Origin of the sequence: Chryseobacterium sp. KBW03, from assembly GCF_003852415.1 — a bacterium.
In the GTDB taxonomy this organism is placed as follows: Bacteria; Bacteroidota; Bacteroidia; order Flavobacteriales; family Weeksellaceae; genus Chryseobacterium; species Chryseobacterium viscerum.
Map to the genome: position 1 here is coordinate 395,977 of NZ_QAJO01000002.1, position 10,652 is coordinate 406,628.

The 10,652-nt window shown below is 35.5% G+C and carries 9 protein-coding genes; 3 read left to right on the forward strand and 6 right to left on the reverse strand.

Annotated elements, in window-relative coordinates; all coding sequences use genetic code 11:
- Window positions 1–10 precede the first annotated feature (10 nt).
- Window positions 11–460, reverse strand: coding sequence for a DUF2059 domain-containing protein (locus tag DBR39_RS03910; RefSeq protein WP_124530926.1), 450 nt, complete (start codon window positions 458–460; stop codon window positions 11–13).
- A 3-nt stretch (window positions 461–463) separates the two neighbouring features.
- A complete protein-coding gene (gene hutH / locus DBR39_RS03915; RefSeq protein ID WP_124530927.1) occupies window positions 464–1,957 on the reverse strand; it encodes a histidine ammonia-lyase in 1,494 nt (497 codons plus the stop codon).
- A 131-nt stretch (window positions 1,958–2,088) separates the two neighbouring features.
- Here hutH and DBR39_RS03920 point away from each other — a divergent pair, with 131 nt between their 5' ends.
- Window positions 2,089–2,850 carry a hypothetical protein gene (locus DBR39_RS03920; protein ID WP_124530928.1) on the forward strand — a complete coding sequence of 254 codons (762 nt, stop codon included), beginning with the start codon at window positions 2,089–2,091 and terminating at the stop codon, window positions 2,848–2,850.
- A gap of 86 nt (window positions 2,851–2,936) precedes the next feature.
- Entirely contained in the window at window positions 2,937–4,730 is a 1,794-nt protein-coding gene (gene uvrC, locus DBR39_RS03925) for an excinuclease ABC subunit UvrC (protein WP_124530929.1), read from the forward strand.
- 437 nt (window positions 4,731–5,167) lie between these two features.
- On the opposite strand, the gene DBR39_RS03930 is transcribed toward uvrC, so the two are convergent.
- The 3 genes from DBR39_RS03930 to DBR39_RS03940 are packed head-to-tail and all read right to left on the reverse strand — an operon-like array spanning window position 5,168 to window position 7,887.
- Window positions 5,168–5,902, reverse strand: a complete 735-nt coding sequence (locus DBR39_RS03930; protein ID WP_228447759.1) for a hypothetical protein — start codon at window positions 5,900–5,902, stop codon at window positions 5,168–5,170.
- 10 nt (window positions 5,903–5,912) lie between these two features.
- Window positions 5,913–6,995 carry a PorV/PorQ family protein gene (locus DBR39_RS03935; RefSeq protein WP_109738768.1) on the reverse strand — a complete coding sequence of 361 codons (1,083 nt, stop codon included), beginning with the start codon at window positions 6,993–6,995 and terminating at the stop codon, window positions 5,913–5,915.
- 13 nt (window positions 6,996–7,008) lie between these two features.
- The gene (locus DBR39_RS03940; protein WP_124530931.1) at window positions 7,009–7,887 is read right to left on the reverse strand and encodes a DMT family transporter; all 879 of its coding nucleotides are present in this window, start codon (window positions 7,885–7,887) and stop codon (window positions 7,009–7,011) included.
- A 384-nt stretch (window positions 7,888–8,271) separates the two neighbouring features.
- On the opposite strand from DBR39_RS03940, the gene DBR39_RS03945 reads away from it, so the two are divergent.
- Entirely contained in the window at window positions 8,272–9,900 is a 1,629-nt protein-coding gene (locus tag DBR39_RS03945; RefSeq protein WP_124530932.1) for an acyl-CoA carboxylase subunit beta, read from the forward strand.
- Between the two features lie 86 nt (window positions 9,901–9,986).
- Here DBR39_RS03945 and DBR39_RS03950 read toward each other — a convergent pair whose 3' ends face one another.
- Window positions 9,987–10,184, reverse strand: a complete 198-nt coding sequence (locus tag DBR39_RS03950) for a hypothetical protein (protein ID WP_124530933.1) — start codon at window positions 10,182–10,184, stop codon at window positions 9,987–9,989.
- Between the last annotated feature and the right edge of the window lie 468 nt (window positions 10,185–10,652).

Genomic DNA, 10,652 nt, shown 5'->3' on the forward strand with positions numbered 1-10,652 from the left:
CTTTGTATTTTTATGGAGCTGGTGGAGGTGGATTTTGAAAATTATAATGTTTATTCAATTTATCTTTAACCCTTTTATCTAATGCTTCTGCATAACTAGTTCCAAGTTCCATTGAATCTTTCATTAAGTTTGGCATATTTTCAATCATTTTCTGACCAGCCGGAGTTTTATAAAATTTAATGAGCTCATCAACATCCGCATCAGTAAAATACTTTTTATAGACAGGAATGTACAAAGCGAAAATTTTCTCTACAGACATGTCTTTTTTAAACTCATCCCAAAAGTTATCCGGAAGATCTTTATACTTATTGTTGTAATGATCCATAAACTGTTGGAACCCTGCTGACAACATCCGATCTGACTTTGTTAAAGTAATCAGTTCTTTTAATTTTGCTTCATTTGACTGAGAAAAAGCATTTATCCCTAATAGAAAGAAACACAAAATAATACCTTTCTTCATCTTCTATTTTACATCAACAATAAACTTTCTCTCATTGATCAGCTCTGCAATCGCCAGCATATCTTTACCAATCAATCTGTCATCTTCAAGCTTAGCAACTTTGGAACGAAGAACCGTAAAGTTTTCTTCAATCACTTTAGAGCATTTCGCCGGTCTTCTGAATTCAAGTCCCTGAGCGGCAAACATCAATTCAACAGACAGAATATTCACAAGATTTCCAAGAACCTGATTGAATTTTCTTCCTGAAATACTTCCCATAGAAACATGGTCTTCCTGACCTAAGCTTGTAGGAATAGAGTCTGCTGATGCCGGGAAACATAATGTTTTATTCTCTGTAACCAAAGCAGCTGAAGTATACTGAGGAATCATAAATCCTGAGTTTAATCCTGAGCTTTCCGTCAATAATCTTGGAAGTCCATATTTTCCTTCTAATAATAAGTAACTTCTTCTGTCGGAAATGTTTCCTAATTCTGCAGCAGCGAGTGTAGCATAGTCTAAAGGCAGAGCCATCAGCTGTCCGTGGAAATTCCCTCCTGAAATAGATTCTTCAGCACTTAATACAATCGGGTTGTCTGTTACGGAATTCAGTTCTGTTTCTGCCATACCTTTAAGGTGCTCAAAAGCATTTCTGCTGGCTCCGTGAACCTGAGGTACACATCTCATGGAATAAGGATCCTGAACTCTCTCACAATCTTCGTGAGCTTTCATATTTTCGGATCCTTTTAAGAACTTAAGCATTCTTGCTGCTACTTTTTTGCTTCCTTCAAAAGGTCTGATCTCATGAAGCTCTTTTTTGAAGGGGCTTTCAGAACCTCTGTATGCTTCGATACTCATTGCAGCGGTCATATCTGCAAGATCAAGTAAATATTCGAATTTTTCAAGTCCTTTGATGGCATGAGCCAGAATAAATTGTGTTCCATTGATCAATCCCAATCCTTCTTTAGGCCCTAAAACAAGGGGTTCAAGGTCATGTTTTTTCAGAACTTCCATGGTTTCAGAAACCTGATCTCCTTCCCAAACCTCTCCTAAACCAAGTAATGGCAATACCAAATGTGCCAGCGGGGCAAGATCTCCCGAAGCTCCCACAGATCCCTGTTCAGGAACTACCGGAATGATATCTTTCTCAAGCATCAGGATCATTCTTTCAATTACTTCCAGAGAAACTCCTGAAAATCCTTTTGAAAGGGCATGAACCTTAGCAATCATCATGATCTTAGAAAACTCTTTATCAATGGGCTTTCCAACTCCTACTGCGTGAGAAATAATCAGATTATATTGTAACTGAGCGGTTTCGTCAGCCGATATTTTGGTATCACATAGCGGTCCGAATCCAGTATTGATTCCATATACACATCTGTCGGACTCTACTATTTGCTGTACGTTTTTCTGAGATTTTAAAATTTGTTCTTTTGCGGCTTTGTTCAGCTTCGCTTTATTTGGCTTTTTACAGATTTCCAGAACATCATGGAAAGTAAAAACATCTACTCCGTATATCATTTCTAAAAAATTTTCTTAAAATTACGCATTTAACAATAATTGGAAAAGCTAAATTTCAATCTTCTATATTTTTATAAAAAGAAGTGAATTAATTTACTATTTTTAGCCCCGAAAATTAAAAACAATAATACATGAGACTGAAAACTCTACTCCTTGCTTTATGTGTAGCAAGCACAACTGCTTTCGCACAGAAAGTAAAGTACTCTAAAGAGGATATCAAAAAAATGGAAACTTACCTTTTCAACGAAGGTTTTAATACTCCATCTCCTAAGAAAACATCTACAATCATCTTAAAAGACGGAACTACCTACAAAGGTTTCTGTAATAAGATCGAAACCAAAAAAGGACAGATCTACGAAGTCGCGATCAAAGACAGTATCACAAAAAAGAATGCTACTTTCAATGCTGATCAGATCAATGAGATGTATGTATACCCAAGCAATGCGGAAAAGATTGCAAAAGTGGCAAAATACATGGGGAATATCAGAAACTTCGGAACAAAGAAGCTGACGAAAAATACGAATAATGACAGAATCTATTTTGTAAATCAGACTGTTTCTTTAAAGAACAAAAAGGATGATAAGGAATTCCTGATGCAGGTTATCAATCCGGGGTTTGATGATATTATTTCAGTATATCACGATCCCAGAGCTAAAGAAACTGGTGGTTTTTCTGTAATGGGTTCTCCACAGCTTGGAGGCGGAGTTATCAAATCTTATTATGTAAAGAAAGGCAACAAAGTGATGTGGCTGCATAAAGATGATTTTGAAGACAATTATGATTTCCTTTTTGGAGACAATCAGGAGTTTATGAAACAATACCCTAAAAACTCTGTGGAGTGGGATTATTTCAGTTTTCTTGTGAGTGAATATACAGCAATGACAAACGGATAAAATACTTCCAACAATAAAATAAAACCTGCAGAATCATCTGCAGGTTTTTCTTTTTTAAATAGGGAAAGTTTCCTTAATTTTGTTTTATGAATCCTTCTTTAGAACTACAGCTCAAAACTTTACCATCAGAACCCGGCGTTTATCGTTATTATGATAAAAATGAACAGCTTTTGTATGTTGGTAAAGCTAAAAATCTAAAAAAAAGGGTTCTCTCTTATTTCAACAAAAATCTTCCCGGATACAGGATCAAAATAATGGTCGGTAAAATCCAGAGGCTGGAAACGACGATTGTAAACAGTGAATATGATGCTCTTTTATTGGAAAATAATCTGATCAAAGAACATCAGCCTTTTTATAATGTCATGCTGAAGGACGACAAGACTTATCCTTGGATCTGCATCAAAAATGAAGATTTCCCAAGAATTTTTCTGACCAGAAATGTAATAAAAGACGGATCAGAATACTATGGTCCCTATGCAAAAGTGCGGCCTGCAAAGATATTGCTGGAAACCATCAAACATATCTACAAGCTAAGAACCTGTAACCTGAATCTTTCTCCTTCCAAAATAGCAGAAGGAAAATATAAAGTCTGCCTGGAATATCATATCAAAAATTGTGAAGGACCATGTGAGGATCTTGAAAGTAAAGAAGAATATGACGAAAAGATAGATGCCATCCGTGGAATTGTCAAAGGAGATTTCCGAAAAGCTAAAGATTACCTGGTAAATCAAATGATGAAACTGGCTTCTAATCTTCAGTTTGAAGAGGCTCAGATCATCAAAGAAAGACTGGACATTCTTGAAGATTATCAGGCTAAAAATACAGTGGTAAACCCGAATATTGATGATGTAGATGTTTTTGGAATGACCAGTGATGAAACGGCTGCTTATGTCAATTTCTTTAAAATCAGGAATGGAAATATCATCCAGAGTTTTACGACAGAGATCAAAAAAATTCTTGAAGAAACGGATGAGGATATTATGGAAGAGGCATTGATAGAGATCCGTCAGAAGTTTTCTTCTGATTCTAAAGAGGTTCTTTTACCTTTCCATCTGTCGGTAGAAATTCCCAATGTGAAACTGATTGTTCCTAAAGTAGGTGATAAAAAGAGAATTGTAGAGCTTTCTGAGAAGAATGCAAAAGAATACCGTTTGGAGAAGCTGAAACAGGTTCAGATCGTAGATCCTGAAAGGCATACCAACAGAATCATGGCCGAAATGCAGAAACTTCTGAGAATGCCTGTAGAGCCGAGACATATTGAAGGTTTTGATAACTCAAATATTCAGGGAACCAATCCTGTATCTGCGTGTGTTGTTTTCAAAGATGGAAAACCGAGTAAAGCTGATTACAGAATTTTTCATCCTAAAACTGTGGAGGGTCCTAACGATTTTGCAACCATGGAAGAGGTTATCTACCGCCGTTACAAAAGAATGCTTGATGAGGGGGAAAGTCTTCCACAGCTGATTTTGATAGATGGAGGAAAGGGACAGCTGTCTTCAGCAGTGAAGAGCCTGAGATTATTGGGACTTTACGGAAAAATTACCATTGTAGGGATCGCCAAAAGGCTGGAAGAGATTTTCTTCCCGGAAGATCCTATTCCTTTATATCTGGATAAAAAATCCGAAACGTTGAAGATCCTTCAGCGTGTACGGGATGAAGCTCACCGATTTGGGGTAAAGCATCACAGAACAAGAAGGAAAAATTCTACCATAAAATCTGAACTGGAAGAAATTCCTGGTGTGGGAGAAAAAACTATTGAGTTGCTTCTATCTAAACTAAAGTCTGTAAAACGCATCAAAGAAGCCAATATGGAAACTCTGGAAGAGATTTTAGGGAAAAGTAAGGCTAAAGTGATTTGGGAGTTTTTTAATGCCAATTAATACCCAGGTATCGCACTACGATTAAATTTTCACAAATAAAATGGAGCTTTTTCATGAAAATTCCTATGCTATGCATATTTAATCAACACGAAATAAAAATCACCGATACTGCCAATACAAAAGGAAAATAACAATAAGAAACATAATAAAATAAATATTTTGCTAAATAATAGTATTATTGGTATTTTTTTAATAAATTAGTATTATCAACTAATAACGATAATATTATGAAAATTTTTCTCATTTTATAAAACTTTTCACATTTTCATTTACCGTTATGGATCATGAATCTATAGGCTAAATATTATTTGTAGAAAATCACATAACCAATCTCCTCTTTTCAAAGTTTAGAAAAAATGAAAAACACATCAGCATATATACGATAAAAGGCTCTTTTTTCAAGAGCCTTTTATATTTATTATTGTGTTATTTTAAGATTATTTAGCTACAAAAACCTCTTTGGAGAATCTTCCGTCAGCCTGTGGAATATCGATCACAATGTTTCCATTTTCGAAATATCCTATAGTAGTATTTCCATCAGCCAGTTTTACCATAAAAACAGAACTCTTAGAAGTTGCTTTAAAAACGGCAAATGGCACAGAACTGCCAGACTTAGCTAAGATAAACTGATTAGGATCAATCTGGATTTTCTGAAGATCCATTTTCCCATTCGAGTAGTTATTGGCTTCTGGAGTTGCAGAAGATGCTACAGGTTCAGGAGATGAATTCTGAGCATTATTATTAGATGCAGGTAACATAGCAACAGGGTTAGAAACCGGCACTTGTATTAAAGCTTCTCTTATTGCATCCTGTAATCCTTCATCAAATTCTTTGATTTTTGAGCCTCCCTTAGACTCTAAAATCATATTATTATTACAATCTTTAAACTGTACTATTACTTTATTTTTGAATAAACTTTTATCATTAATGACATCAGCATTAATGACATTACAGTAGTTCATTTTAGCTTCTGAAGGCCAGTTATCTTTAATTACCGGAAGTACTATATATTTTTTTCCTTTCAGAGCTTTAATAAAAAAGTCTTTCAGGCCATAATCTTCCTTAAATGTTTCAAATTTTTCAGGAACTGCAATATATTTGGAGTTTGAAACCTTTTGTGCAAAAATCATTGTTGAGCATATTGCTAACAAGAACATCGATACCTTTTTCATTTTTATTATTTTAATCATTTCTGAATGCGCCCATATCCAGTTTCAATGAGAAGAAATTGGAATAGAAATTAGATCCGCCTATCCCTGAATTGGTAATTGCATAATCCAGTGTAAGCCCTCTGTATCTGATCCCAAGACCTGCACTTGGCTGAAAAGAAACTTTTCTCCTAAGATCTTCTATATCTGTAATAGACTGGAACCTGTTGATCCCTAATCTTACAAAAATCATTTTCTGATACCCTAGTTCAGCTCCTGCATAGGGACTGATACTGGCAAAGTCTGTCGAAATCAATGAAGCCGTTTTAGCAAAGTCTACATTCAAACCTGCTTCCGGCAATACATACACGCTGCTGTTGATCTCAAATAATTTACTGGCACCTACATTCAGCTTAGGCATTGTAAGTTCCATTTTATCTTTCGGTGCCGGGTTAAATTCTTCCCCGTTTACAACCGTTGACAGTTCTTTTTGATTCACGCTCCAGAAGTTTACGGTAGTGGTGATATCTCTCACCATCCCCCCGAATTTCCAACCGTTATCTGCTTTATAAATGGCTCCTACATCAAAACCAAAACCGTAGCCATTAGCAAATTTACCTACATTTCTATAAACAATTTTTGCATTCACCCCCACATCCAATTTTGGGTTTCCTCCCGGCCTGAAAGCATAAGAAAGAATAGCTGCATAATCAGATTGAGAAAATTTGGTGATTTTATCATAATCAATATTCCCTTCGGTATCAATTAACTGGGTTGTATTTAAAATATTGTCAACCCCAAGTCTTACCACTGAAACACCGAACACCCCTTCTTCAAGTACTTTTGCATAAGCCAAATAATCATATTTTGCGATAGACTCAAAGTATTCTGCGTGCATGGCTGCTCCCTGCCAGTCTCTTTCAACTGACATCAAACCTGCAGGGTTCCACATAGGAGAATATACATCATCCTGATTGGTGATTACTGCCCCTCCCATTGCAAGACCTCTTGCTCCGGCTCCGATATTTAAGAATTCATTGGAGTATTTCCTGATAATCTGAGATTGAGACAGCCCAAACAGCAGTGAAAATGCAAGTAAAAAATATTTTTTCATCATATAAATTTGATGCTTAGTTTAAGTTTTTAGTTTTTCTGGCTTTTATTAATCCATTTGCAATGATTGCCAGTATCATAACACCTGAAGCGACATAAAATATAGGGCTCATATGTTCTGATTCCCCAAAGATAAAAAAAGCTAGTATAATTCCGTAGACCGGTTCTAAATTAACTGTTAAAATTAATGTAAAAGGTGATATATACTTCATTAAATTCACCGATTCCAGCATCGGAAAAGCAGTAAAAACACTGGCTAACAAGCATATTAACGCCAGATCTCTATAGTTTATTTCATTCATGTGAAAAATTTGCCCCGAAAGCAGATAGAATACCATTAAAATAAACCAACCACAGAAAATTTCATAAAAAATAATATTCCCGGAACTCGTTTTACCAAACATCTTACCATTGAATACAGAAAAGATAGTTCCAAAAACCGCACACAGAATACCATAGATAATCCCTTCTTTAAAATGGAATTCTGTTTTAAAGATCAGTAATATGCAGGCAACGATAACTGTACCCATTACCACTTCGGATACATCCACCTTCCTTTTAAAGATGATAGGCTCCAGAATCGAAGCAAAAAGTGTAGACAATGAAAGACAGCTTAATGCAATAGAAACATTGGAAACCTTAATCGAGTAAAAAAAACAATACCAATGGAGCGCCATTGCAAGACCTATTGCAGCCAGCTGAAAAAATATTTTTTTCGAAACCTTTATACTTTCCTTTTTAAAAACTCTGATGAATACAAAAAGAAAAATAGCAGCAAACAACATTCTGTAAAATACAAGAATTTGAGCATTGGCCTGAATCAATTTTCCCAAGATTGCAGTGAATCCCCATAAAAATACTATTAAGTGCAACCTGAAAAGCGCCAATTTATGCATAACCTATCTCCTTTGAATTTTAACCCTGCAAATTTACAAATCACATTCCCAAATATTGATAAAAAGATAAGTTTAATGTAAAAAATGTTAACAAAAATTAAAATCGAGATAAAACTATAAAAAAACCCTGAAAATTTGTTAAACTTTCAGGGCCTTCAAATAATAAACTATTAAAAAAATAAACTAGGAACTTAGAGTATTTTGCAGAGAATATTACCTCTGTTACTCTACTGTAAAGTTAGAAAAAATATAAATTATTTAAAAATATTTTTTAGTTAAAAATTTCACAATTTACTAGAAACCAAACTATTAAACACTTGTTTTACTTCCAATTTATATTCCTCATAAAAATAGTATCTTTAAGCGTAAAAAATTGAAAATTTTATGGACATCGAATTCAATAAACGAGAAGATCAGAACAGATTAAAATTATCTGAAATAAATCGCTTACTCACTGAGATCAAAAAGGGAGGTGGTGAGAAGAGGCTTCAGAAGCTTCGTGATGAAGGAAAAATGACTGCAAGAGAAAGAATAGATTATCTTCTCGATAAAGATTCAGATTCTATAGAAGTAGGAGCATTTGCTGGCTACGAGATGTATAAAGAGCACGGAGGCTGCCCTAGCGGAGGTGTTGTAGTGGTTATAGGCTACGTTTCCGGAAGACAATGTATTGTTGTTGCTAATGATGCTTCAGTAAAAGCAGGCGCTTGGTTTCCTATCACCGGAAAGAAAAACCTGAGAGCACAGGAAATTTCTATGGAAAATAAGCTTCCGATCATCTATCTGGTAGACTCTGCGGGTGTTTATCTTCCACTTCAGGATGAGATATTTCCTGATAAAGAACATTTTGGAAGAATCTTCAGAAATAATGCTAAGATGAGCTCTATGGGAATCATCCAGATTTCTGCCGTTATGGGGAGTTGTGTAGCTGGAGGTGCTTATCTTCCCATCATGAGTGATGAAGCTATGATTGTAGATAAAACAGGTTCAATTTTCCTTGCCGGAAGCTATCTTGTAAAAGCAGCTATCGGAGAAAGTATAGATAATGAAACACTGGGTGGAGCTACCACTCACTGCGCTATTTCAGGAGTTACCGATTATAAAGCCAAAGATGATAAAGATGCTTTGAATAGAATCAAAAACATCATGAAATCTATTGGAAGTACAGAAAAAGCTGGTTTTGACAGAATAGAAAGCTTCCAACCAAAGGAAAATCCTGAAAATATCTTCGGAATTATGCCCGTTTCCAGAGCTGAACAATATGATACCTATGAAATTATTAAATGTATTGTGGATAACTCCGAATACGAAGAATATAAATCAGATTACGGGAAAAGTATTATCTGTGCAACAGCCAGAGTAGATGGCTGGTCTGTAGGAATTGTAGCCAATCAGAGAAAACTGGTAAAAAGCGGTAAAGGAGAAATGCAGTTTGGAGGAGTTATTTACTCTGATTCAGCTGATAAAGCGACCCGATTCATTGCTAACTGTAATCAAAGAAAAATACCTTTAATTTTCTTACAGGATGTTACCGGATTCATGGTAGGTTCAAAATCAGAACATGGCGGAATCATCAAAGACGGAGCCAAAATGGTAAATGCAGTTGCCAATTCTGTAGTTCCTAAATTTACCATCATTACAGGAAATTCTTATGGAGCAGGAAATTATGCAATGTGTGGTAAAGCTTATGACCCGAGATTAATTGTTGCGTGGCCTTGGGCAGATTTAGCTGTAATGGGAGGAGCACAGGCTGCAAAAGTATTGGCTCAAATTCAGGAATCAACGTTGAAAAAACAAGGAAAAGAAATTTCTGAAGAAGAGCACAACGAAATTCTGGATACTATTTCAAAAAAATATCAGAAGCAGACTGAAGCAACCTATGCTGCATCAAGATTATGGACCGATGCCATCATCAATCCAGCAGATACAAGAAAATGGATTTCTATGGGAATTGAAGCCGCTAATAATGCTCCTATTACTGAGAAATTCAATTTAGGAGTAATACAGGTATGATCTTAAATTCATAAATAAAAAATAAACGCGGCTATCTCAGTTTGAGATAGCCGCGTTCTTATTATTTAAAAGTCCTTATTATCAATTTAGGACTTATATTCTTCTTTACAAAATTCTACAGGACCTCCAAGTCTGATACAACATTGATATTTGCTCATACAAATCCCATTAGGCCAGCCTGGAGGATAACACATTCCAAATGCAGGATCATCCGGACATGTAGGTCCGCCATTTCCTTTAAGTGATTTTAAACTCTCTCTTGAGATCTTCATTAGATTTTTCATAGTTATTTTAGTTTTAATTGTCTCCTACTCTATTTAAGCTTTTCGGATAACGCTGCCCTAAAATACTGTTTTTCAACACTTAGTGAAATTTAATAAAAAATTATTACTTAGAGTTTTTTTGAAGTCTTTAATCATAGGAGTAATGATAAGGAAATAATTTTATTGAACGGCTCGTGCTATTTCAGGAGCTTGATCCCGCTATCCATTCATACTCCTCACGCCAGCGCGCTGCTACACTTACACCCCACCAACTCTCCAACTCAAGCTGCGGGGTAACCATTACTATCGGGGCTAAAAGGAAAAGAATTATGAATTATGAATTATAAGTGATCAATTATGAGATTCGAGGTTCGGTTTTCAGGCTGTAATTGATCAGCTTTGATTATTCTACATTTATCATATTCAATAGGAGCGGGCTGTAACCCGTTCTCATCAAAAAATCCATTTACATCTGGCTTTAGCCAAAAC

Coding starts and splice junctions, on each gene's coding strand:
- DBR39_RS03910 (WP_124530926.1), bottom strand. CDS start 460: ATGAAGAAAGGTATTATTTTGTGTTTCTTTCTATTAGGGATAAATGCT.
- hutH (WP_124530927.1), bottom strand. CDS start 1,957: ATGATATACGGAGTAGATGTTTTTACTTTCCATGATGTTCTGGAAATC.
- DBR39_RS03920 (WP_124530928.1), top strand. CDS start 2,089: ATGAGACTGAAAACTCTACTCCTTGCTTTATGTGTAGCAAGCACAACT.
- uvrC (WP_124530929.1), top strand. CDS start 2,937: ATGAATCCTTCTTTAGAACTACAGCTCAAAACTTTACCATCAGAACCC.
- DBR39_RS03930 (WP_228447759.1), bottom strand. CDS start 5,902: ATGAAAAAGGTATCGATGTTCTTGTTAGCAATATGCTCAACAATGATT.
- DBR39_RS03935 (WP_109738768.1), bottom strand. CDS start 6,995: ATGATGAAAAAATATTTTTTACTTGCATTTTCACTGCTGTTTGGGCTG.
- DBR39_RS03940 (WP_124530931.1), bottom strand. CDS start 7,887: ATGCATAAATTGGCGCTTTTCAGGTTGCACTTAATAGTATTTTTATGG.
- DBR39_RS03945 (WP_124530932.1), top strand. CDS start 8,272: ATGGACATCGAATTCAATAAACGAGAAGATCAGAACAGATTAAAATTA.
- DBR39_RS03950 (WP_124530933.1), bottom strand. CDS start 10,184: ATGAAAAATCTAATGAAGATCTCAAGAGAGAGTTTAAAATCACTTAAA.